A 24,637-nucleotide genomic window follows, 5' to 3' on the forward strand; every position below is an offset into this window, starting at 1 on the left:
GTCTAGATTTACTATTCTTTCATTTTCTCACACCTCATTCCTGATTGCTATAGCTCTAGGAAGTGTGTTTCTAGTTATTATTTTTGCTATTTTATTGTTTCAAGATAGCAAAAGGGTTCATACTTTGGTTTTAACAACAGGGCAAAAAAAAGGTCAATACTATGCTTTCGGACAGGCCTTATCTAAAGTTGTTAATAATCATAATGAACTGATAAAAATAGAAGTCATAGAAAGTAACGGATCTCAAGAAAATATTGAGTTATTACAGGAAAATGAAGCTCAGTTAGCTTTAGTTCAAAGCGATACAATAGTCAACAATTCCACCAAAGCAGTTGCTTTTCTTTTTCCCGAGATATTCCATTTGATGGTTCGCAAAGATGCTCAAATTAATGATGTTAGTGATCTCGAAGGGAAGCGCGTGGCTTTGATGTCAAAGGGCAGTGGTTCTTATAATATGTTTTGGAGATTGGAACAACATTATCAATTAGACATTGATACGATTGAGACTATTCCTCTGCCAATTACCGAAGCACATCGAGCATTAGAAAGTGGAAAAGTAGATGCTTTATTTCGGGTTGTTTCTTTAGAAAATAGTGCTGTTGTTGAATTACTAAAAAATCCTCAAATCAAACTAATTCCTATCGATCAAGGAGCTGCTTTACAATTAGAACTTCCTGCTTTAGAAGTGACGTTAATTCCGAAAGGAAGCTATCATGGCGGTAGTCCCACTCCCTCAGAAGATTTACCAGCAGTAGGAGTGCGAGCAGTTTTAGTTACTAATAAAAAAATTAGTCGGGAAGTAATTTTTGAAATTACCCGAATATTGTACGAAGGGAGAAACGAATTAGTACAAGAATTTACCCAAGCCGCTATGATTGAGCAGTGGAAAAATAAACCACATTTAGGTTTTACGTTTCATCCAGGTGCATTAGATTATTATAATAAGGGGAATCCTAGTTTTTTAGTAGAATATGCAGAAGCAATTGGCTTATGTATATCCGTTTCCATGTTGTTACTATCTGGTGTTTGGCAGCTGCGTTCTTGGTTTACGGGAAAACAAAAAAATAGAGCAGATTTGTACAATTTACAATTACTTAAAATTATTGACCACATTCAAACAACAGAAGATTTATCGCAGTTGAAAGAGATTCGATCGCAGCTTCTAGAAATGTTAAATGAAGTAATTGTTGATTTAGATAAAGATTTAATTAGTCCTGAATCTTTTCAATCGTTTACTTTTCCTTGGCAAGTTGCTTTATCAGCAACCTATCAACGGGAAACTATCTTAGCTCGTTCCGGAAATAATCAACCTCAAGACTCTAATTAAATTCAACAGATATAGTTAATAGTTGTAAAGCATACAACTATTAACTAAAATGACCGATTATCCAGCAATAACAGGAGGATTGCTGGCGGAAGGACGACGATTAATCACCTGATCGATTAATCCGTACTCTTGAGCTTCTTCTGCGGACATAAAGAAGTCCCTTTCTGTATCTTCAGCGATTTTGTCTAGAGGTTGTCCAGTGTGACTAGCTAAGTGATTGTTTAATAATCCCTTGAGATATAAGATTTCCTTCGCTTGAATTTCGATATCTGTGGCCTGACCTTGGGCCCCACCGAGAGGTTGGTGAATCATAATTCTAGAGTTGGGGAGACTCATGCGCTTATCCTTTGCTCCTGCGCTGAGGAGAAACGCTCCCATACTCGCAGCTAAACCTATACAGATGGTACAGACATCAGGACGAATTTGATTCATGGTATCGAAAATACCTAAACCGGCGGACACAGAACCCCCGGGAGAGTTGATATAGAGATAAATGTCCTTGTCTGGGTCTTCTGCTTCAAGGAATAACAATTGAGCAACGATTAAGTTGGAATTTTCATCCCTCACCTCTTGTCCAAGGAAAACAATACGTTCCCTCAACAGACGGGAATAAATATCAAAGGCCCGTTCCCCACGGCCAGAGGTTTCAATAACGGTTGGAATCATAGAGTGTCGATGTTTTTTTTCGTTACTTTTGATTTTAGCGAGTTTTTGGTGCAGTTATCAGTTATGGTTTAGTGTTCCATGCTCACTGCTAACTGCTCACTGTTATTTATTACTCATACATTCTATCCAACTATTGTTAAAAATTGTTGCATAAATTGGATTATGAACTCTTAAATGCTGTTTGTGTTCAATAATTAATCCCGATAAAATTAATTCTTTGATCTCATAATCTTCGACCATAGGATAATTAGGTTGATTTAATATAGTTTGATACCGTTTTAGGAGATGTTTTTTATTCAGAGATGTTTGTAAAATCCGATCACGAATGGTTTTTAAATGTTCGGGATCATCGTGAGATTCCCAATTTTTTATAATCTGCGATCGCACTAAGTCAGCCACCCATTTCTCTTCCTGGTTTTCAGGGATTTCTTCTTGAGACTTATGAATTAATTGGCAAATTTTTTGTGTTAAGAAAGGTTGACCGTTTGTCCAATACAAAACAGCTTTTAATACAGCTTGGGAATTTTTGACTCTAGATTTTAACCCATGTAATAGAGGTTGCGCTTCGTGCAACTGAAAACCTTGTAGATGAATTGCTTGACCTATGTTGAATGGAGTTCTTTGTTTGTCTGCTAATAATTGACAAGGACTAGCAACTCCTAATAAAACAAAACTTAGCCGTATATAGTCAAGGTTATCGGCTCTTTTGTTGTAACAACCTCTCAAGAAGATAAAAAAGTCATCCATTGGGAAATTTAAGCCGAGAACACTATCAATTTCATCGATAAAAATAACAATATTTTCAGGAATATTAGTTAATATTATTTGATTTATGAATTCTCCTAAGCATTGTACCGGAGATAAAAAATCGTGTTGCTTTAACCATTCTCTGAAATTAACCTTATCTAATAAGTCTAGGCCAGTCAATAATATATAAATAAATCCTGCGTACCATTGTTTCATAGTTAATTCTCGATTGCCAATTTCTGACAAATCTACAGCAACACAGGCAAAGTTTTCTGCTTGTAATCGTTTCATTATTTGAATGCGTAAACTGGATTTACCCATTTGCCTTGCGTTCAAAATATAACAATATTGTCCTGATTTTAAGGATTGATAAAGATAGCGATCAGCAGAACGGACTACATAACTAGGAGCATCTATGGGTAAACTTCCTCCAACCTGATAATCATATATTTCTGTATCTTCTGCATTTCTCAGGAGAGCATTTTCTATCATTAAATCTGCTTGAGTTGCTTTAAGAATTTCTAGGGTTTCTGTTAATTCTTGGGTTCTCTCAACAACCTTTTTTTCTAAAGTTGTACTATAGTTAAATAACTCATCCTTAGCTTTTTCTAAGTCAAGATTTTTTCTAGCTAGTTCTTCAGTAAAATGGTTTTTTTCAGCTTCTGATTTTTTTCTTTGAGTGATATCTTTAAAAGCCGCAATTACATAAGAAATATTACCTTTTTCGTCGTAGATAGGTTGGGCAGAAATTTCTAGAGGAATATGCTTGTTTTTATGACGAATTTCTATATCTGAAACCGTAGTATTTTCCCCCCGTAAAGCTCTCTTCATAGGTAAATTTTCGATGGGATATTTTTTACCAGTATCTAAACAATAAGGTTGATAAATTTCAATCAATTCATCATAATTTATATCAGTGGCAAGTTTCTCCCCAAACATTTGCTGAGCTTGGTGATTGGCGTAGTAAGGGTAATTATTTTGGGCATCAATAATAAAGATTCCCACGGGAATGGCCGCTAGGAATTGAGTAAGCTGTTTTTCATTATTTCGTAAGGCTTCCTCTACCTTTTTCCGCTTCTCAATTTCTATTTTTAACTCATTTAAAGATTTTTCTTGAGCTTGTATTGCAGCTTTTTCTTGTGCCAAAGCAGTTTTAATCTGTTTGACGTGATTAAGGGTTTTAGTGGTAGTTATTTCTAAGTCTTTAAAATTAATTGGTTTGGTTAAAAAGTCAAAAGCCCCACAATTCATAGCTGCTCGAATATTATCGAGATCGCCGTAAGCGGAAATAATAATTGCTTTGAGAATAGGGTTGATTTCTTGAATTTTAGTTAATAGGGTTAGCCCGTCCATTTCGGGCATATAAATATCAGTAAGAACCATATCAATGTCTTCATGAGCTTCAATGTACTCTAGAGCTTCTAGTCCATTGTGAGCAAAGACAAAGTTGAGTTCTTTTTGTTTTATTTTTTTTCTAAACTTTTGTTTTATTAACCGTTCTAAGTCTAATTCGTCATCAACAACTAAAATTGTGGGTATTTCCATAGAACTGTATTTTTAATTAAAGTAATTTACTTATTCTTTCTTTAAGATGTTCAAATTTAATTGGTTTAGTTAAATAATCATCTGCTCCATATTCTATGGCTGTTTGATAATTGTAATCGTCTCCATAAGCTGTGACCATAAATACCTTAATTTCGGGATAATTTTCTTTAATAATTTTTAGCAATTCTAGACCATTCATTCCTGGCATATTAATGTCAGCCAAAATAAGGATTAGGTCATTTTCTTGGTCTTTAAGAGCGTTTAAAGCATCCTCAGCTGAAAAAACGAAAGAAAATTCTAGTTTTTTGTGTCGGATTTCTCGCCTAAACTTCTGTTTAAACAAGAGAGTAATATCTTGTTCATCATCGACAACCATTATATTCATGGTATGTTTCCTAATAATTTTGCCAATTAATTAAAGAATTCTATGCTAACATCAAACACGTTTTAAACAGTAAAGATTTACACCGAATTGGTGAAGGATATAGAATATGAATTTAGGACAAGGAATAGACTTTAGATAACATTTTTATTCTATTAACACAGCTAATAGGCCATGCAATAATGGGATAACTGTCGCCGACTCCTGGGACGAACTTTTCAATTAGTTACCCTGTAACTTCTCAAATAAATATTACCATTAAAACCTGATGATAATTATTTATTTGAGTTAGTTGACCGAAAGTCCTCAGACCCTGCTACCATAAATTCTGACGGCTAATATAAAAACATAATTAAAATGACAAATACAAACGGCATTGCCCCTCATGGGGGTCATTTAATCAATCGTATCGCAACTGCGGCTGAAAAAGAAGAATTTTTAGCCCAAGCGGACAAATTACCGAGAATTACCCTGGACAAAAGGGCTACTTCTGATCTAGTTATGATCGCCATTGGTGGGTTCAGTCCCCTAAAAGGTTTCATGGAGAGAGCTGACTACGAAACCGTGGTTGAAGAAATGCACCTTAACAATGGAGTTCCTTGGTCTATTCCTGTTACCCTATCGGTGAGCGAAGAGGTTGCTGACTCTCTCAAAGAAGGTAACTGGGTAAGATTAGACGATCCCCAAGGTAACTTTATTGGGGTTCTAGAATTAACCCAGAAATACCATTACAACAAAACCCACGAAGCAGTCAACGTATACAAAACAGACGAAAGCAAGCACCCCGGGGTTAAAGTTATTTACGATCAAGGGGCTGTTAATTTAGCCGGTCCTATTTGGTTATTAGAACGCGCAGAGCATCCATTATTCCCCAAATACCAAATCGATCCCGCCCAGTCTCGCAAGATGTTTCAAGAGAAAGGATGGTCCACCGTTGTCGGTTTCCAAACCCGTAACCCCATTCACCGCGCCCACGAATACATCCAAAAATGCGCCCTAGAAGTGGTAGACGGACTATTTTTACATCCCCTTGTAGGTGCCACTAAAAGCGACGACATTCCTGCTGATGTACGGATGCGTTGTTACGAAATCATGATGGATAACTATTTTCCCCAGGATCGAGTCATCCTAGCCATCAATCCTTCAGCTATGCGTTACGCAGGACCTAGGGAAGCTATTTTCCACGCTATCGTGCGTCGAAATTACGGTTGTACCCACTTTATTGTGGGACGGGATCACGCTGGTGTAGGAGACTATTACGGAACCTACGATGCACAGTACATTTTCGATCAATTCGATCCCGAAGCACTGGGTATTATCCCTATGAAATTTGAACACGCCTTCTACTGTAAACGGACACAACAAATGGCCACCAGCAAAACCAGTCCTAGTAGCAAAGAAGAGCGAATTCACCTCTCAGGAACAAAAGTTCGGGAAATGTTGAGACGGGGAGAAATGCCACCGGCTCAGTTTTCTCGTCCAGAAGTAGCAGCGGAATTGGTTAAAGCCATGCAAGGTTAATTGATACTATATGTGGTGGAGGAATAATAGGGAAGAGGACAGACCATATCTGACCTCAAGCTCTATTATCCCCACCCCATTTTTCTAATAACGGTTAATCTTAAACATCTTCGTTGTAAACCACAAATTTATAATAGAATAAATAAAGCCTACACATCTTAGGGTGATTGTAATAGCGGTATCTTCCCAACAGAGCAAACAGAAACAATGAAATGGGATCGGCGTACTTTTTTACAGACCTTACTCATCTGGGGGGTCGCTCAAGAGAGCCTGACACGGCTACATCCAAACCAGCCACTAAAGAAATACTATCAAACCCTAGCAGAACCCACCCATCGCAAACTAGCTTTGCTGGTGGGGATTAATAACTACGGACCAAAGTTTAACCTCGAAGGCTGTGTTACTGATGTTGAGAGACAAAAAGACTTACTTATTCATCGGTTCGGGTTTAATAGCCAAGACATCCTCACATTGACCGATGATGGGGCTGGCCGCCAAAACATAGAAAACGCTTTTTTAGAACATTTAATTAAACAAGCTAAGCCAGGAGATGTGGTCGTCTTCCACTTTAGCGGTTACGGCAATTATGTTAATATACCCTCTGCTCTCATCTCTAATAGTATTCAAAGCCAACGACCAGGGATTATTCCTCAAGACGGAATCACACTGAAAAGAGGCAAGCCAAATACTAACAATATTCTAGAAGAAACTATTAAACTATTAGGGCGATCGCTGGCCACGGAAAAAGTAACCTTGGTTTTTGACACCAGTTACCAAAGTAGTGGTCAAACCCTTCAGGGTAATCTCAGAACTCGATCTTTTCCTTACGCAACAAATACCCTAGAGCAAGAAGAAGTTACTTTTCAAGCACAACTTAAAGAAAAACTCTCCAAAAACCAAGCCAAAGAGAAATCTGCTGGGGTAATTCTCAGTGCGGCCGGGTCCCAACAAACAGCCACAGAAATAAAAGGGGATGGTTTTAGTGCGGGACTTTTTACCTACGCTTTGACTCAATATCTATGGTCAACGGTTCCTGCGAGTCGGATAAATATTACCCTAAATAAGACCACAGAACAAATACTCCCTGTTATGGGAGGAAAACAAGAACCCCAACAAGAAAATAGTCCCACTCAACCTCTGTTTACTTATTATCTCCTTCCTAGCACCCTCCAGGGGGCAGAAGCTTTTATTAGTGGTGTTGATGAAGAGACGGCTGAAATTACCATAACAGGCATTCCTGCCAACATCCTAAGACATTACGAGAACAACTCAATTTTCTATCCCATAACCCACCAAGGGTTATCTTCCGTTCCCCTACAATTGCGTTCTCGGGATGGACTTAAAGCTACCGTCCGCAAAGTTTCTGACGAGAAGTCATTATCCCCACCCTTACAGGTAGGACAACTATTACAAGAGTCTCTTCGTTGTCTTTCTAATAACATCGGTCTAACGGTTGCTCTCGATCCTCAATTACAAAGGATTGAGAGGGTTGATGCTACCAGTGCTTTTTCTGCTATCGATATTGTGGAAGATATAGTCACTGAAGGAGAGCAGCCAGTGGACTGTATTTTAGGGTTGCGTTCATCGTTGGATATCCCTTCGTCCCAACCTAAAGAAAGAGCAACTTATGCTCTGTTTCTTCCTGGTGGAGTGCAACTGCCTAATCGCGTCGCAGAATCGGGAGAAGCTATCAAATCTGCCATTGGTAGACTACGTCCCATCTTAGAGAAACTTCTGGCCACGAAATTGTGGGGCTTAACCCTCAATGAAACCTCTTCTCAACTCCCTTGGCGTGTCTCCCTCGAAGGGTTAGATCCTCAACCTTACTTTATTGAACAACGGCAAACCACTCGAACGGAAACTGAAATAGCACAACAAGAAACTATCAATAAAAATAAAAATGACATAAAACGGCCTTCCAATTTTTCTGGTCTTCCTCAAGTGGCAGGGGGTACACGGTTGCGTTATCAGCTAGAAAATACAGGGAAAAAACCCCTTTACTATCTAATTTTGGGCATTAACAGTAGCGGAAAACCTATCGCTTATATTCCCCCCTACGACTCCGAAAAAGAAGGAAATAGCGAGCAGCAACTATCTCTCAAACCAGGAATGAAAAACTTTGTTCCTTCAACCTCCACTGGCCTCACCTGGACTGCCTCTAATAGTCAAGGATGGGAACAGATTTTAGTGATTGCAGCGGTGGCACCTTTTGAGAAAACCCTAGAAACCCTCAAGAAAATTTCAGATTTTAAACTCGATAAGGACCAAATTATTACCCTAGACAGTCCTCTGACAGTAGCTAGATCGCTTCTTGAAGACCTAGCAAACGCCAGTAAAAAAACTAACACAGTCCTTGAACCTAGTCCCGATAACCATATTCTTGATGTTCGTGCTTGGTCAACCCTCAGCTTTATCTATAAAGTGATCTAAAATGTTATTGCTGTTCTCCATTAGGGATTAACTAACTGTTTTATCCAGTTTTTCTCATCATCTAAGTAATAAAAAGTTCGTTGATGGGGACTTCCTTTTAATTCTAGGTGGTCGACTTTTTCTGGGTTAAATAAGAGGAGAATAAAATTAGGTACAGGTTGAGTAGTTGAGGGAATTTGTTGCTTAAAATCTTCCTTATTTTCAGTTAAATTTTCCCCTGGATGAGGCCAGGTAAACTGTTGTTTTGCTGCATCAGAAAGGTTTTGCCAAACGGTTAATCTTGCTTTCTCTTTTTCATGTTTATGGTCAATAATTGTTATTTTTCCTGTTATGCGAAACTGCTCCCTAGTTTTTGGAAAATACCAACAAATCTCACTACTAGAATGATGATTAATTTCAGTGAGTTTCTGGCTACGACTATCGGTAATAATTTGTAGTTGATTACTCTTGTTTAAAAAGCCTCTAAAAACAACAGTTCGATTTGCTGGATTGCCTTCACGATCAACAGTTGCTAATTGAAAATAACGGGCGTTTGGTAAACTTCGATTTCGATGGAGAGCGCGAGACACAATAGATCGCCAAGGAGGCAAGTTTTCGGTCATCAGTTAATACTGTATGATTGTTATAATCTAATAATACTATCATTATAGCAAAAAATAATAATACTATGAGTAGTGATTTATTTTCTTTTTTACTTGGGATAACACTCTTGATTGCTTACTTGATTTTTTCAGCTAAAACAGAAATGGGAACTAAATTATTTAAGAAAAAGAAGAAGTAATGCTCTTGCAATAATATCAGGTGAAGTATTTGTGTTTTATTTTGGACACTAATTACTATCTTATTAAAAGAAATTAAAAAATCAGAGCTAATCTAATTAATTTTAACTCTGATCATAAAACTAATAATTCTAGATTTTATGTTTTAAGTTATTTAGTTTTTTTCCTTCAATTTCTTGGCTAATCCTAACACACTCACTCCCAGTAATGTAATAATAGAAGTAGGTTCAGGAGTAGACTCTACGCTAGGAACAGAGAATATTAGTGTTGAACTGTCACTGTCGAAAACACCTGTATTAAAAGTGCTACTATTTGGGTTTCCACTGTCAGTTAAAAAACTAGCACCACCACTAAAAGAGGTTCGTAAACCGAAGACGACATTAGCCGCAAATTCAACTTCAAACTGAGTATTTTCCTTATCAATCATACCATTTTCAACAGTAAAAGAATTCTCAAAAATACCAGTAGAGTTGAAGAAATCTAATGGATAGGTGTATCCCAATTCAGTTGGAGCAGAAGTTACGATAATAGAAGTAGCACTGAAAGTACCATCACCATCAGGTAATTCAATAGTACCTTCTACAGTACCATCCACTAGACCGTTTTCATTACCGAAGGAGAAGCTAAAAGTAGCGGCATTAACCACATCAGCAGAAGCTACAATAGAAGCAACGGCGACAAAACTAGCAACATAGCTAAAACCTTGACTTTTCAAGAGGGAGCAATATTTGCATTGTGAATATTTCATATTTATTCCTAGTTCTGAATTTAACTTTTTTTCGAGAGTGTAAACACACATATGTTAACTTCAATTAAGAAATTTTTTCAATGTGTCTAAAGTTTGCTCTCCTGTGGTTTGCCAACTAAATTTTTTTGCCTGTTGTAAACCCAATCTTTTTAACTGCGATTGCATTTCATTATCTGTAGCAATTTTTTGCATTTCTGCTGTTATTTCTTCTAGATTATAAGGGTTAACTAATAAGGCGGCATCTCCGGCAACTTCAGGTAAGGAAGAGATATTTGAAGTAATAACAGGAGTACCACATCCCATCGCTTCTAAAACAGGAAAACCAAACCCTTCCCATAAGGAAGGAAATACTAATGCTAATGCTTGATTTAATAATATGGGTAACTGTTCATAATCTACATAATCGAGTATTTTGATTTGTTTTTCAATGCCTAATTCTTGTGCTTGTTCTATTAATTTCGGGGTATAACGTTTATCTGTTGGACCAGCTAACCAAAGTTGATAATTTTTGTTATTTTTCAACTTAGCAAAAGCTTCTACAATTCGATTAACATTTTTATGTGGATCATGACGACCTAAATAGAGAAAATAAGGAATGTTTAAAGCATCTTGTTGGACTTCTAAAGGTTTAAAATGGTTCTGATCATAAGCAAGTAAAATAGGAGTAATTTTTTGAGTAGAAATGTTAAACATCTCAACAATATCTTTAGCTGTTGCTTGAGAATTACAAATAATATGTTCTGCTTGTTTAAGAACTTGGGGAATATAATATTTAAAATAAGGAGTTAAAGGGGATGTTTTTTTAGGAAAGCGTAAAGGGATTAGATCATGGACCATTACTATGGAACGACATTTGGTAAACAAAGGTGCTTCAGGAACAGGAGAAAATAATAAATTTCCTTGTAATTTATGATAAATTTTAGGGAGTTTAAACTGTGTCCAAAGTAACCTATTCAAGTGTCCTTTTGTGCCTTGTTCTGGAGTTAAATTATTAGGAACTAAGTGGGTATTAAAATCCTGATATTGTTTTGCTGCTAACAAAGTAGGTTCTAAAGTCTTTAAATAAGGAAAAACGTTATTAGCATAAACTGTTATTCCTGTTGGTTTTGATAACAGTAAAGATAGATTGATTAAAAACTTTGAAAATTGTGTCATTTTTTAATTATTAAAAATAGTAAAATCCTTAATATAATAATTCAGACAAACTCGCCATTACAATGATGATACTACACTAAGAATTATTAGAAAGTATCTGTTTATAAACATTCAAACTTGTTTGTGCTGTTCGTTGCCAAGAAAATGTATTAGCTTGCTTTTTCCCTTTTTCAATCATCTCTTTTCTTAAAGTAGAATTATCAACTACCTTTAGCATTATTTCTGCTAATTCATAATAGTTATGGGGATCAATGTATAATGCGGCATCTCCTGCAACTTCTGGTAGGGAAGAGTTATAAGATGTAATGACTGGTGAACCTAATGTCATTGCTTCGAGTACAGGAAGACCAAAACCTTCATAAAAAGAAGGATAAACAAATGCTTCTGCTTGACTGTAAAATATAGCAACTAATTCATCAGAAACATAGTCTAAATGTTGGATATCTTCTTTGAATTGAGATGATTCTATTTTTTCTAAAATATCTTTATAATTCCATCCTTTTTTACCTATTAAGATAAGTTGGTGGGGTATTTTATAAGTATGTTTCAAGTATTCATAAGCTTCTATTAAGGTTAAAATATTTTTTCTGGGTTCCAAAGTACTGACAAAGAGAAAATAAGGTTTATACAAATAATAATCGATTACATTACGATGATCATACAAGAGTTGACGGTTTAAATAGTTAGGAGAATAGCGACTTGCTTGCGGTGTTACATAAATAATATTGGGGTCAATATTGAGTAATTCTACAATATCTTGTTTGGTATTTTCTGAAAAGGTTATGATAGCGTCTGTCCAACTTAAACACCTTTTTATTCTTTCTAAGTATCCTTTGACAATGTTAGTAGAATAGTTGGGAAACTTGATAAAAGTTAGATCATGTATGGTCATTATTTGTTTTGCTTGACTGTGGGGGAAAATATAATGATCTGTTCCTTGAATAAGATCGGGTTTCTCTAAATATTTTTCAAAAAAGGGTAATATAAAGGGGGAATATTTAGCAAAAATATTTGCTAGACTAACAGGAATGGGTACACAAGAAACTTGAGAATACTGACTCAATGGTTGTGGTGTGGATAAGTTCCGTTTTAGCCAATTTTTAACAGAAGGATGAAAATATATATCTAAGCTAAAGTCTTCTGTTTCTTGCAGTTGATATAGTGCGTTAATAAGGTTTAATGTGTAAACTCCAATACCTGTTAACTTTCCCCTTATGGGAGTAGCATCGATACAAACTTTAAACATAATTTTAAAGTATGGTTTCTCGGTAAATTTTATTCATAACGCAACCATAGTTATCAATATTATGAAATTGTCGATAACTATATTGCATTCGTCTTATTTTATCTTGTGTTGTGTCACTTTGAATAACTTTTTTGATGATATCAAAAACATCTTGATAATTTTCCCAGTTAATAATTAATTCTACCAAATTATGTTTTAGTAATTCAGCTGCCATCCACGTTTTTTCTGTAACTAATGGTATTTTTCCTGCCATGATGGACTCGGTAAATATTCCTGATGTTCTTCCTTCATACGCAGGATAATTATAAGGTAATAAAATTACCTGACTTACTCCTAACCAACTGTAATATTCTTCTCTGTTTAAATAGTTGCCAACTAAGGTCAATTTTACCCCATTAGTAACTGCTTTTACTTCAGAGGTTTCTGCACAAACTAAACGAATATTCTTAGTATTTTCTCCTGAGTAATGGGCTATTTTTTTGATAATACTCCATCCCTTTTCTTCTCTAGGGGAACCTGGCCACCAACAAACAATTTTCGATTTATCTTGGTATTCTGTGCTAACATTACTTATATCCGTATGAGGAATAGGCATCACTGTTACAGGTGTTTCAAAGTAGCTGGATAAAGATTTACTTAAGCGATCGCTATCGGTCAAAAGTTTGAATCTTCCTGGTTTTATCTTCTTTTTTATCAAAAAATTAAGTAACTTATAAATCGAACGGGTATTGTCTTTATGGGTATTCAGTCTATACAATAACCAAATGGATAAATTATCAGTAGGAACCAAAAATAATGCTAGATACAAAGCAAATAACTGTAAATGAATAAATCTTTCTAAAAAAATAATAGAATCTTGTGAATTATTGACAACGTGATAGTTTAGATAGTTGGCAATAGTTTTTCCTAACTTTACACTTTCATTTAACCTAAAAATCTTTTTTAATAAATTACCTTCTTTTTCTAAACTATTATTACTTAAACCTTCATCCCAACCACTGGGTAAATTATCAACATTACTATCAATAGGAACAACAATCTTATGTTTCCACCCCAAACTATCTACCGCTTTATTAACAGCTTTGTGATAAGGAATAATATGTCCTTCGCCTTCCATTAAATTAGGAATTAATGATACAAATGTAGGCGATAGCTTCTTTTCCTCATCTTTACTCATAGTTAACTATCTAATTAACTTTACTGTATCTTGTAAACTTTTAAAAATTTCGACTTTACGTGTATATTGCTCAATATTCTGCAAGGTTTCCTCTCCCCTTCCAGTTAAGACTAAAACCGGTTGACACTCGGCATTAATAGCACACTGTATATCACTGGGTGCATCCCCTACAAAAAAAGATTGAGACAAAGAAACACCATGCTTTTTGGAAGCATCGATCAACATTTTAGGAGCAGGTTTACGACACAAACATTTATCTTGAGGATGATGGGGACATAAAAAAATATCAGCAAATTTTACCCCAAATTTTTCGTATTCATCAACAATATAATCGTGTACTTTTTCCACATCCTCTAAAGTATAGTAACCCCTTCCTACCCCTGCTTGGTTAGTAATTAAAATTAATAAATAACCAGCATTTTGCCATCGCCTTAAAGCTTCCCCTGCACCCAGAGGAAGCTCAACTTGTTCCACTTTACTTAGATAAGGAACATACTTAATAACAACCCCATCTCTATCCAAAAATAGAGCCTTTTGGAGTTGCGTATAAGGGGTAAGAGTTGTTGTCATAGTTACTATTATTAGACAGCGATTTGTGCTTCTAAACTAGCTTTAGCAAATAACTGAGCTTCCACCTCTTCACAAATACGATGATAAGAGATTAGATGGATTTCTTGAATATAAGGAGTGTGATATTCTGAAACAAATAAGGGATAATCTGTGAGATCCTTTAATTGTCCTCCACTGTTACCTGACATACCGATGGTGATTAGGCCTAACTCTTTAGCCATTTCCATCGCACGGATGACATTAGCAGACTTCCCAGAAGTGGAAATACCCCAGAGAATATCTCCTGGTTGGGCAAATGCTTCTACTTGACGCGCAAAAACAGTCTCAAACTCGTAATCGTTCGACCATGCTGTTAGTGTAGCCGGGTTAGTTCCTAAAGCGATCGCAGGTAACCCTTTACGATGCAGTTGAAACCTTCCTACAAACTCTGCCGCAATGTGTTGTGCATCGGCCGCAGAGCCGCCATTTCCACAGATTAACAGTTTATTCCCCGCTTTGAACTGTCTGGCAACAACACCAATGGTATGCTCCAAAGAGCGACAGTATTTAGGGTTAAACGCTTCTTCCAGGCATTTTAGCCTATGTTGAATCCAATAATTCACCGTTCCATCCTCACATATTAGTTAATGAGCAGGGACAAGTTTTTCTTGCTCCTGCCAAAACCACTCGATTGTTTTCGTTAATCCTAATTCTAATGGAGTTAAGCCAAAATTGGGTAAAGATTGCTTAAGTTTGTCCACAGCTAAGCATTTAGACTTAGCTCCCACATAACGGGAGGTGTCAAACTGAATGTTATTGAAGTCGTATCCCACTCCCTCGCAAATCAGTTTAGCAAAGTGACGAATGGTAAATTCTTCCCCTGCACCGATGTTAATGAGGTCATTATCAACGTTTTGGGCTAATTCCATCGCAATTTTAGCAAAATCTTCTACAAAGACAAGCTCCCGTGACTGGTAGCCATCCCCCCATAGGATAACGGGTTCATCGTACAGTTTACCGCGAATAATCTTACGGATGAGATCGAAGATGAAGTGCATCTGACGACCATCGGTATGATATCCTGTGCCGTAAAGGGTCGAAGGAACTAAACAAAGATACTTGAGACCATATTGCTTATTTAAAGCCAAAAGTCCTGCATAGAGCATTCTTTTCGTCATCGCATAAGTAAATAGGCTACTAATAGGCATCCCTGTTAGATAATTCTCTTCCACTAAAGCTAAGTCGGGATCATAGGCACAACTTGTTCCCATACAAATAAATTTAGCCTGGGGTTGATGTTTTTGCCACCAAGTCAACACATGGGTATTCATCTGTTGATTGATTATCCATTGTTCCCCTGGATGGTACAAACAAAAGTCCCCTGCTTGAGTCCAAGCCGCTAAATGATAGATTTGATCGTAACTAACATTATTAAAATTTAATAACGAGTCTGGTTTTGTCAGATCGCAGTTTTTAGAGTTTAATTTGATTAAATCATGACCTTGGGTTTCCAGTTGAGAACATAAGTTAGTCCCCAGAAACCCAGATGCACCAGTAATTAAGATTTTCATAGTTACATCCTATGAACAGCATTGACTCTTAGGAAAAAAGAAGTCAAGTAGAGACACTATAGCTGTGACGTAACTTTTTGTAAAGAGTTGCTTTAATTTGAGAAAGTTAAGACAGCGATAAAGTTATTAAGAAAGATATTTATTTTTGAAGAAAGATAAATATAATTAATCATGGTTCTTTTTCCCTCTATATCTTGTTATATTATGTCAATCAAAGGAGGATAGGTTTGAGATTCAATTTGCAGCAACTAAACTTATTAAGATGTCATGGCAAATGATATAGAAATTATCGTTAATTTTAAAAGCTCAAAAGATAGCTCAACAAACATCGGTATAATACCCATAATAACCCTAATAATCTCTGTATTAACTTTGTTGGTTAGTTGGAGAGTTAATGTACATACCGAAAAAGTTGAAGAAACCAAACAATTAAATAATTATCTCGATAAATTGAATGAAATTATTATAGGAGAAGAGGAAGAAAAAAAAACCGAATTGATAGATGATAGACCAAGCTTTGCATTTAAGTTAGAACAGATAAAAGAGATTGATTATCTCACTAGAGCATATACGAGAAACTTAAATAGCGATAGTAGAAGAGTTGTCCTTATTTATCTATATGAATCAGATTTAATTAATCATACTAAAGCAACAGGTCATGAATCTATTGGACAAGAAGGAATATGTAAAACTTATAAAGATAAAGTACAACAAGGAAACATATTAATTGAATCAGAGAAGGCCAATTTAGATACATACCCTTATTGTAATCTAAGTACGAACAGATATTATTTTAATAATATTGATATGAGTGGCGTATTTCTTAAACATATTAAACTGCATAACTCCTATCTTAATAGAGCTAACTTTACTCGCTCAAAACTTAGGGGTGCAAACTTTAGTAAGAGTGGTTTGAGAGGAACTAATTTTACTAATGCAGAACTTATGAAAGCTAATTTTACTGATGCTGATCTTGAAAGATTCGAGGGAGAAGGTTGTATTAAAATTTTGCGTGTTAAACTTTCTTTGGGGGTTATATTCCCTTGGATTAAACTTAATATTTGCCCAGTAACTAATTTTACTGATGCTGATCTTAGAGGTGTTAATTTAACTAATGCTAATCTTTCACAATTTATAGACGAAAAAAAAGGTTGCGATAACCCGAAAGACTGTCAAGTAGCTAATTTAACTTATGCTAATTTAACTGGTGCAAAACTTATGAAAGCTAATTTAACTAATGCTGATTTAACTAATGCTAATCTTCAAGATACAGTATTTGGAGGGACAAATTTATATTGTACCAACTTAACAGATGCTAAAAATATTAATATAGACGAAATCAAACAACAACCCAGTTTCTGGTCAGCAACATATAATAAAGATATGGAGGCGAAATTAAACTTATCAGACACACAAAAGGAAAATAGGGAATCAATTTGCAAAAAGTAGATTAAACAAATAAGTCTGTAATATAGCGTTTCTCGGACTCATGAGGTACACCTAACTTCTGCCTCCTGCCCCCTGCCTTCTGCCTCAAAGAGATAACTTCTGTACCTCACAAGTATGGGAACTGCTATAGATTATTTATCAATAGTATAAACAAAGTTTAGGACAAAAATCATGACACAAAGTATCACAAAATCTACCATAAAAATTCCCTTGTTAGAAAACGGCGATCGCTTAACTCGTTTAGAGTTTGAAACCCGTTATCAACAGATGACTCATGTTAAAAAAGCAGAATTAATAGAAGGTATTGTATATATGGGATCTCCTTTAAGAATTAATAAACACGGTAATCCTCATGGTCGTATTATGACTTGGTTAGGAACTTATGAAGCTTATACTCAGGGTGTTCAAATAGGAGATAATTGTACAGTTAGATTAGATCCAGAAAATGAACCGCAACCAGATGCTTTATTAAGGATAGAAAAAGGTGGACAATCAATAGTTAGTGAAGATGGATATGTAGAAGGTGCGCCAGAATTAATAGTAGAAATTGCAGCAAGTACCGTCTCTATTGACTTACATGATAAATTAAAAGCTTACCGTCGTAATCAAGTTCAAGAATATTTAGTATGGCGAGTAGATGATAATGAAATTGACTGGTTTAGATTAAAAAACGAAAAATATATTAAACTACAAGCAGATGAAAATGGAATTATTAAAAGTGAAATATACCCTGGTTTATGGCTAGAATTAACCGCTTTACTAAACGGAGACTTAGTTAAAGTTTTAGAAGTGTTAAAACAAGGAATAGATACACTTGAGCATAAAAATTTTTGTCAAAAAATATCTATTAATGATTAATTTAAAAGCTAATTGAAACCTTGAATTTTATCTGTAAATATTCCTAATTCTTTCTAATCATTATTCATTATCCATTGTTCATTGTCCATTATTGAACAATAGACTATCCTCTAGGCCAGTAATTTGATAAACTAATACAGTGTTATTACGGTGTCTATATTCCTTGTCATTCTCAGAAAATGACGGATTTGTGATCATCGATAACTTAATAATGTCAAAAAATTCCCAAAATATTAACAGCGAAAAACTCAAAATAAGGAAGAAAACTATGTTTAATTTTTCAGGAACTAGACCCAATAATTTAGGCGTTAAAAATGGTAAATTAGGTGCTTGTCCAGGAACTCCCAACTGCGTCAATAGTCAAAGTTCTGATGCACAATCAAAAATTGCTCCCCTTCCCATGATATCTATAGCTGAGTTAAAAAAAGTTGTTGAAAGCATGGAAAGAACCACCATTATTGAAGAAACCAATGATTATCTCTATGCTGAATTTAAAACCCCTTTAATGGGATATGTGGATGACGTAGAATTTTACCTCGATAACACTGAAAATGTAATTCATGTTCGCTCTGCATCTCGTCTAGGAAAATCTGATCTAGGTTTAAACCGTAAAAGAGTTGAAGAAATTAGAGTTAAGATCGAATCGAAAAACTAAAATTACAGTTTAAAAAAAGTTGAGAAGCAAAGCTTTAATTTACAAATATAATGGCTGAACCCTTCACGATAGGCGGACAAAATGGTTGGTTTCATGATCAAGGACATTGGGCAGGTTACTTTCACACTTACAATAACTTTGAAGTAAATAATATAGATGGTAAAACAAGAACTATCCATGTTTTCCTACCAAGAGATTATGAATACAGCAATGAATATTATCCTGTCATATACATGAATGATGGAGATACCGCCTTTTTTTCGGGAGGAAACTATTGTAAAAGCTGGAATGTAGGGGATGTTTTAAGCAGATTATATGTAACCAACCAAATATGTCGAGTAATTGTGGTGGCTATCTGTCCTGTTGACCGTGATTATGAGTATACTCATGCCCCAATGAAAGATGGAAATTGGGGGGGATTGGAGACGTATTCAGATTACGTAGCCTTAGAAATAAAAGACTTTATTGACGATAATTATCGAACTCTACATACCCCACAAAATTCTATGGTTTTAGGAGCATCTCATGGAGGTTTAGCTGCATTTTATACCGCGGTTAAACACCCTAATAAATTTGGTTGTATTGCTGCACTTTCTCCTTCGTTTTGGGTAGGTTTGGATTCAATTATCGATTCTTGTTTTCTAGATTTATCGAGGGATTTATTAGGATCACTGGAGTATTCAGCCTTGCTATCTGTGGCTGAAACCACATTAGGAAATCCTCAATTACAACCCAGAGTTTATTTAGATTGGGGATTGATTCGAGAGGGAGGTTATCACAACTCTTATATTGAAGCTAGAGCCACTGTAAGAGGTAGAGAAATGCGAGATTTATTAATTAATAAGTTTGGTTATCGCTACGGTGAAAATTTGTTTATTTTTGAAGACCCCATAGGTCAACACAGCGAAGAATCTTGGTCAGGTCGCATGGAGATGGTCTTACAAAACTTTTTTGCTTGGCCAGTGTTAATGAAACACCTATTAACCCAGTCAGCTACTCGCTAGATTAACAATCAAGACTTGCCAATAGCTCTTTACTATGTTAATATAGTAAAAGTGAAAAAATAGAAAAGTTTGCGGGTGTAGTTTAGTGGTAAAACCTTAGCCTTCCAAGCTAATGATGGGGGTTCGATTCCCCCCACCCGCTTTGCTAAAGTGAATAGACACGATAGATAAACTTAGATGCTACAGGAATAATAGCAATCGCTTATGCTGTTAGGATTTCAATTTCAATCTCCAGGTCCTATGCTACTAGAAGCAGGGCCTTTAGTCATTCGTTGGTACGGTTTTTTGATTGCCAGTGCGGTATTGATTGGAGTTACCCTCTCCCAATGGTTAGCCAAACGCCGTCGAGTTAATCCTGATCTCGTTGGAGATTTAGCCATATGGTTAGTCATTGGGGCAATTCCCTGCGCCAGACTGTACTATGTACTGTTTCAATGGCAAGAATACTCTCAGCGTCCCCAAGACATCGTTGCTATCTGGAAAGGAGGTATAGCTATCCACGGGGCGATTATTGGGGGAATCTTAGCCACCATAGTTTTTGCTAGTTTAAATAAGGTATCGGTGTGGTTACTAGCTGATTTAGTGGTTCCCTCCCTAGCTCTAGGACAAGCTATTGGTAGATGGGGAAACTTTTTCAACTCCGAAGCTTTCGGTTCACCCACGAATTTACCTTGGAAGCTCTATATTCCTGTCAATAACCGCCCAATAGCCTATCTTACATCTGAATACTTTCATCCCACTTTTCTTTATGAGTCCCTTTGGAACATTTTAGTTTTTACCCTTCTATTATCCTTATTTTTTTGGGGACTAAAGCACTCTAACCGTCTCTATTTGGGAACCCTATCTTTAGTTTATTTGATTGCTTATAGTTGTGGCAGAATTTGGATAGAGGGATTGAGGACCGACAGTCTAATGCTCGGACCCTTGAGGGTGGCACAGGTCATCAGTTTAGTTATGATTAGTATAGGGATTTTAGGTCTAGTGTGGTTATACCGTTTAAAAAAACCTTTACCAGACGTGATTTCCCCCCAGTAGTCTCCCCAGACTAAGTGATTAAATCAATTAAAATCACAACGGACTGTCAAAAAAAAGAAACAAGTCTATCTCAGAAATCTCGTTCGATATTTTTACATTAACCTCACACGATATGAAAAGGCTGCAACGGTTAAAACAAAGTATAGAAAAATTACGACAAAAGCATTTTAAAAGTCGTCCTTTCCCTGCACAAAAAGGGGAAAATTTAGCCAAAAAAAATCCTCCTCAACCCCTTCATAAATACGACTGGTTGAATAGATTACACAAGTCAAAATCCATTCGTACACTCCACCCACCATTAATGTGGGGACTGACAGTTATCTCCTTAACTAGTGTCATCGGTTATCGTTTCTACAACCAACCTCAGCTATCGGTAGGAACGGTTTCCCCCGTAAAAGTAGTAGCACCCAAAGACAACGAATTCATAGACGAAAAAACCACCGAAGAAAAGCGAAAAGAAGTTCGCACAGGCATTATTCCTATCCTACAAACAGACCCTAAATTAAGCAGCGAACTTCAAATAGATTTAATGGAAACCATTGCCGAAATCAATCAATTTCGGGAACAGGTGGGGGTTTTTCCATTTGTCAATGGGGGTTTAATCCCCACCGCAATTCAACAATATTTGCGCAGCGTAGATGAAAAAACTTGGCAAACCATTAAGTTAGCTTCGGTGGATAAAGAATGGGAACCGACTCCTAACCTGCAACCTATAACAGTTAAGGCTGTTGATTGGTTAAAAATATACGGAAACAAAACATCCCCTGCAACCCTAAAAGAGCTTTTACAAAAAATTCAACAATCCCGTCAAAGTTACTCTGGAGTCAGGAGAGAGGTATTCAACACCAAAACCTCAAATCTGACCCCCGAATCATGGGAAAAATTGCTCAATCTCGATGAAAGTAGTTGGCAAACCACGCGGACAACCATGAGGACAACCTTGAGTCGCATCTTATCCCAAGGACTTCCCGCAGGAATGCCAGACTATTTGCTTAGTGCAGTTATTACAAACCAACTCCAAGCGGCACCCCCATCTGTCCCTAAAACCACCATTAACCAATTGTTAACGAAGATTTTACAAAATCAACACAATTTGACTGTGGATAAGGATGCCACCAAACAAAGGGCCGAACAAGCAGCCCAAGCAATGAAACCGGCTATCGTAGAAGTCAAAGCAGGAGATGTTATCGTCGAAGCAGGAGAAGAAATTACCCAAGAAATATTTGTGGTTTTGGATGGCTTTCAGCTGAGTCGTCGTGGCATTAATTGGGTGGGTTTAGGGATTTCTGCTGCAGTTGTCATGGGAACTGTTACTGTTTTTTGCGTGGTGACTAACCAAGTTCATCGTCCCATGCGTCGCCGAGATCATATCCTTCTTTGTCTGTTGAGTCTGAGTACCCCTATCTTGGGTATTTTTCATCTAGGTTATACGAATTTGCCGGCTGTAGGACTTCTTACCAGCAGTTTCTACGGTCCCACTTTAGCGGTGACACAAGTGCTGTTATTGAGCGGTTTATCAGCCTTTGCTGCCCCAACCATCAACTGGAGTTATATCTTAGCTGGAACCGCAGGAGGACTGTTAGCAGCTTCCATTGCCTGGAAATTGCGATCGCGGGATGAATTGGCTTGCTTGGGGGGTGCAGTGGGACTGTTACAAGGAAGTCTTTATTTTATCGGTTATCTCATCGTTGCTCCAGTAGCCGGTACCATTTGGTCTGTTGTCCTACCTGAAGCAATCATTTATGGGTTATCTGGTATTGCTTGGAGTGTGATGGCTTTAGGAATTTCTCCCTATTTGGAGCGATTGTTCGATTTAGTCACCCCCATTCGTCTGGTGGAGTTGGCGAACCCCAACTGCGCTTTACTGAAACGGTTGGCAACGGAAACCCCCGGAACCTTTCAACATACCTTATTTGTAGCTTGTTTAGCCGAAGCAGCCGCCCGAGAGTTACACTGCAACGTAGAGTTGATTCGTGCCGGTACTTTGTACCACGACATCGGGAAAATGCACGATCCGATGGGGTTTATTGAGAATCAAATGGGCAACCCCAACAAACACGATTTGATCAATGACCCTTGGGTGAGCGTAGAAATTATTAAAAAGCACGTTTCTGAAGGATTAGTTATGGCTAATAAATACGGTTTGCCTCGGGTAATTCGTGATTTTATTCCTGAACATCAAGGAACTTTATTGATATCCTATTTTTATTATCAAGCAAAGCAAGACGCAGAACGCAACCAAACAGAGATGATTGCTGAAGAGTATTTTCGCTATGCGGGGCCGGTTCCTCAGTCCCGAGAAACGGGAATTGTTATGTTAGCAGACGGTTGTGAGGCGGCTTTACGTTCTCTAAAAGAGGCGACTCCAGAAACTGCTTTAGCGATGATTCAAAAGATTTTTAAGGCCCGTTGGCGAGATAATCAATTAAAAGATAGTGGCATTAAATACGAAGAATTGCCAATTATTGCTGAAGTTTTTGTGAAAGTATGGCAACAATTCCATCATCAAAGAATTGTTTATCCTAAAGCAGCTTTAGAACCTCAAAATAATAAACCAAATTGATTTTTACCACCTCTTGCTCAAGTTTGATTGATATTATTTTAGGAAAAAATACTATGTATCGTTATCTTATTCTTGGTTTATTGTTACCATTTTTTACCGCTTGTAGTAACATTGATGGGTTAGAAAATCGCTTCTCTCCTAATCCAGAATTGTCTGAAGAACAAGAAAAAAGTGACCAATCTGCTTTAGAAATACCCCGAGATTTTCCTGCAATAATTCCTCAATATTCTAATTCTGAATTACAAGAAATTTCAGACACATTAAACCAACAACAAGGGTTAGTCCGCTGGTCTTCTTCTGACTCTGTTAAACAGATTAGTGATTTCTATCAACAACAATTTAAAAAGAATAACTGGGAAATAACTCAACCTTTCAATCCTGAAGATAATACATTGATAGCCCAAAAAGAAGGCTTAGAAGTTAAAGTATCTTTTCTTTCTTCTAACAATGGTAACACCGATTATGCTATTAACTATCGAGGTTTAAACCCTTCAATCTCATCCACACAAGAAACAACCTTAACATCTTCTCAAACCAAAAAGGATGGTAGTATAGACCTAAATGATATTCCTCAACCCTTAACATCCTATTTTAAAGATGTTCGTAATTTAGGTACAATAAACATTGATGATACCGAAAATAAAGTTATTAATGGAAACAGTATTATTAACCGTCGAACCTATGCAAGATGGTTGATAGAAACCTACAATAAATTTCATGAAAGTACCCCAGAAAAACAAATTAGATTAGGAGTTGAAACCTCTCAACCGGCTTTCTCCGATGTTCCAAATAATCACCCCGACTTTCCCCTCATTCAAGGATTAGCTGAAGCTGGTATTATCCCTTCTAGTTTAACAGGAAATAGTAGTGCGTCTCTATTTCGTCCTGATAACCCTTTAACTAGGGAAGATTTAGTTACTTGGAAAGTTCCTTTAGATACAGGAAAAGGATTACCAAAAGCCTCTATTGATAGTATAAAAGAAACCTGGGGGTTTCAAGATACAACTAATATAGATACAAAAGCTATACAGGCATTATACGCTGACTTTCAAAACGGTGAGCAATCTAATGTTAGACGTATCTTAGGATATACCACACTTTTTCAACCCAAAAAAGGGGTTACTTTAGCCGAAGCTGCTGCTAGTTTATGGTATTTTGGCTATCAGGGTGATGGACTTTCTGCTCAAGATGTACTATCTATAGATAATCAATAATTACCCATTTTATTTT

Annotated in this window: 21 protein-coding genes and 1 tRNA gene; 11 read left to right on the plus strand and 11 right to left on the minus strand. The window is 36.5% G+C overall.

Annotation, left to right across the window (positions count from 1 at the left end; translation table 11 throughout):
* Positions 1-64: 64 nt before the first annotated feature.
* On the plus strand, positions 65-1,327 hold the full coding sequence (locus tag P9B04_RS11935) for a TAXI family TRAP transporter solute-binding subunit (protein WP_446717995.1): 1,263 nt from the start codon (positions 65-67) through the stop codon (positions 1,325-1,327).
* 57 nt (positions 1,328-1,384) lie between these two features.
* Here the strand turns inward: P9B04_RS11935 and clpP are convergent, their stop codons facing one another.
* The 3 genes from clpP to P9B04_RS11950 all read right to left on the minus strand — a co-directional run bounded on the left by clpP (position 1,385) and on the right by P9B04_RS11950 (position 4,670).
* The gene (gene clpP / locus P9B04_RS11940; protein ID WP_342055241.1) at positions 1,385-2,026 is read right to left on the minus strand and encodes an ATP-dependent Clp endopeptidase proteolytic subunit ClpP; all 642 of its coding nucleotides are present in this window, start codon (positions 2,024-2,026) and stop codon (positions 1,385-1,387) included.
* A 69-nt stretch (positions 2,027-2,095) separates the two neighbouring features.
* The gene (locus P9B04_RS11945) at positions 2,096-4,285 is read right to left on the minus strand and encodes an AAA-like domain-containing protein (protein WP_342055214.1); all 2,190 of its coding nucleotides are present in this window, start codon (positions 4,283-4,285) and stop codon (positions 2,096-2,098) included.
* A 16-nt stretch (positions 4,286-4,301) separates the two neighbouring features.
* Positions 4,302-4,670, minus strand: coding sequence for a response regulator (locus P9B04_RS11950; protein ID WP_342055215.1), 369 nt, complete (start codon positions 4,668-4,670; stop codon positions 4,302-4,304).
* Between the two features lie 354 nt (positions 4,671-5,024).
* Here P9B04_RS11950 and sat point away from each other — a divergent pair, with 354 nt between their 5' ends.
* The gene (gene sat / locus P9B04_RS11955; protein ID WP_342055216.1) at positions 5,025-6,188 is read left to right on the plus strand and encodes a sulfate adenylyltransferase; all 1,164 of its coding nucleotides are present in this window, start codon (positions 5,025-5,027) and stop codon (positions 6,186-6,188) included.
* A gap of 207 nt (positions 6,189-6,395) precedes the next feature.
* On the plus strand, positions 6,396-8,618 hold the full coding sequence (locus P9B04_RS11960; protein ID WP_342055217.1) for a caspase family protein: 2,223 nt from the start codon (positions 6,396-6,398) through the stop codon (positions 8,616-8,618).
* Positions 8,619-8,638: 20 nt separating this feature from the next.
* On the opposite strand, the gene P9B04_RS11965 is transcribed toward P9B04_RS11960, so the two are convergent.
* The 8 genes from P9B04_RS11965 to P9B04_RS12000 all read right to left on the minus strand — a co-directional run bounded on the left by P9B04_RS11965 (position 8,639) and on the right by P9B04_RS12000 (position 15,843).
* Positions 8,639-9,220 (minus strand): Npun_F5749 family FMN-dependent PPOX-type flavoprotein, encoded by a 582-nt coding sequence (locus P9B04_RS11965; protein ID WP_342055218.1) that lies wholly within the window; start codon positions 9,218-9,220, stop codon positions 8,639-8,641.
* A gap of 331 nt (positions 9,221-9,551) precedes the next feature.
* Positions 9,552-10,145 (minus strand): PEP-CTERM sorting domain-containing protein, encoded by a 594-nt coding sequence (locus tag P9B04_RS11970; protein ID WP_342055219.1) that lies wholly within the window; start codon positions 10,143-10,145, stop codon positions 9,552-9,554.
* Between the two features lie 60 nt (positions 10,146-10,205).
* Positions 10,206-11,300: a glycosyltransferase family 4 protein gene (locus P9B04_RS11975; RefSeq protein WP_342055220.1), complete on the minus strand. Its 1,095-nt coding sequence runs from the start codon at positions 11,298-11,300 to the stop codon at positions 10,206-10,208.
* 76 nt (positions 11,301-11,376) lie between these two features.
* Complete coding sequence (locus tag P9B04_RS11980; protein ID WP_342055221.1) at positions 11,377-12,546, minus strand: glycosyltransferase family 4 protein; 1,170 nt, start codon at positions 12,544-12,546, stop codon at positions 11,377-11,379.
* Positions 12,547-12,550: 4 nt separating this feature from the next.
* On the minus strand, positions 12,551-13,723 hold the full coding sequence (locus tag P9B04_RS11985) for a glycosyltransferase family 1 protein (RefSeq protein WP_342055222.1): 1,173 nt from the start codon (positions 13,721-13,723) through the stop codon (positions 12,551-12,553).
* A gap of 6 nt (positions 13,724-13,729) precedes the next feature.
* Positions 13,730-14,293 carry a D-glycero-alpha-D-manno-heptose-1,7-bisphosphate 7-phosphatase gene (locus P9B04_RS11990; RefSeq protein WP_342055223.1) on the minus strand — a complete coding sequence of 188 codons (564 nt, stop codon included), beginning with the start codon at positions 14,291-14,293 and terminating at the stop codon, positions 13,730-13,732.
* 11 nt (positions 14,294-14,304) lie between these two features.
* On the minus strand, positions 14,305-14,895 hold the full coding sequence (gmhA, locus tag P9B04_RS11995; RefSeq protein WP_342055224.1) for a D-sedoheptulose 7-phosphate isomerase: 591 nt from the start codon (positions 14,893-14,895) through the stop codon (positions 14,305-14,307).
* A 21-nt stretch (positions 14,896-14,916) separates the two neighbouring features.
* The gene (locus P9B04_RS12000) at positions 14,917-15,843 is read right to left on the minus strand and encodes an NAD-dependent epimerase/dehydratase family protein (RefSeq protein ID WP_342055225.1); all 927 of its coding nucleotides are present in this window, start codon (positions 15,841-15,843) and stop codon (positions 14,917-14,919) included.
* A gap of 267 nt (positions 15,844-16,110) precedes the next feature.
* Here P9B04_RS12000 and P9B04_RS12005 point away from each other — a divergent pair, with 267 nt between their 5' ends.
* The 8 genes from P9B04_RS12005 to P9B04_RS12040 all read left to right on the plus strand — a co-directional run bounded on the left by P9B04_RS12005 (position 16,111) and on the right by P9B04_RS12040 (position 24,621).
* Positions 16,111-17,292: a pentapeptide repeat-containing protein gene (locus P9B04_RS12005; RefSeq protein WP_342055226.1), complete on the plus strand. Its 1,182-nt coding sequence runs from the start codon at positions 16,111-16,113 to the stop codon at positions 17,290-17,292.
* A gap of 171 nt (positions 17,293-17,463) precedes the next feature.
* The gene (locus P9B04_RS12010) at positions 17,464-18,150 is read left to right on the plus strand and encodes a Uma2 family endonuclease (protein ID WP_342055227.1); all 687 of its coding nucleotides are present in this window, start codon (positions 17,464-17,466) and stop codon (positions 18,148-18,150) included.
* 268 nt (positions 18,151-18,418) lie between these two features.
* Positions 18,419-18,805, plus strand: coding sequence for a DUF1499 domain-containing protein (locus tag P9B04_RS12015; protein WP_342055228.1), 387 nt, complete (start codon positions 18,419-18,421; stop codon positions 18,803-18,805).
* Positions 18,806-18,855: 50 nt separating this feature from the next.
* Positions 18,856-19,809, plus strand: a complete 954-nt coding sequence (locus P9B04_RS12020; protein WP_342055229.1) for an alpha/beta hydrolase — start codon at positions 18,856-18,858, stop codon at positions 19,807-19,809.
* A 71-nt stretch (positions 19,810-19,880) separates the two neighbouring features.
* Positions 19,881-19,951: transfer RNA gene (locus P9B04_RS12025), tRNA-Gly, on the plus strand.
* Between the two features lie 62 nt (positions 19,952-20,013).
* Positions 20,014-20,844 carry a prolipoprotein diacylglyceryl transferase gene (lgt, locus tag P9B04_RS12030; RefSeq protein WP_342055230.1) on the plus strand — a complete coding sequence of 277 codons (831 nt, stop codon included), beginning with the start codon at positions 20,014-20,016 and terminating at the stop codon, positions 20,842-20,844.
* A gap of 112 nt (positions 20,845-20,956) precedes the next feature.
* A complete protein-coding gene (locus P9B04_RS12035; RefSeq protein ID WP_342055231.1) occupies positions 20,957-23,407 on the plus strand; it encodes an HD family phosphohydrolase in 2,451 nt (816 codons plus the stop codon).
* A gap of 53 nt (positions 23,408-23,460) precedes the next feature.
* A complete protein-coding gene (locus P9B04_RS12040) occupies positions 23,461-24,621 on the plus strand; it encodes an S-layer homology domain-containing protein (RefSeq protein ID WP_446717996.1) in 1,161 nt (386 codons plus the stop codon).
* Positions 24,622-24,637 lie beyond the last annotated feature (16 nt).

The sequence above is a fragment of the Crocosphaera sp. Alani8 genome, from assembly GCF_038442745.1.
Classification (GTDB): Bacteria; Cyanobacteriota; Cyanobacteriia; order Cyanobacteriales; family Microcystaceae; genus Crocosphaera.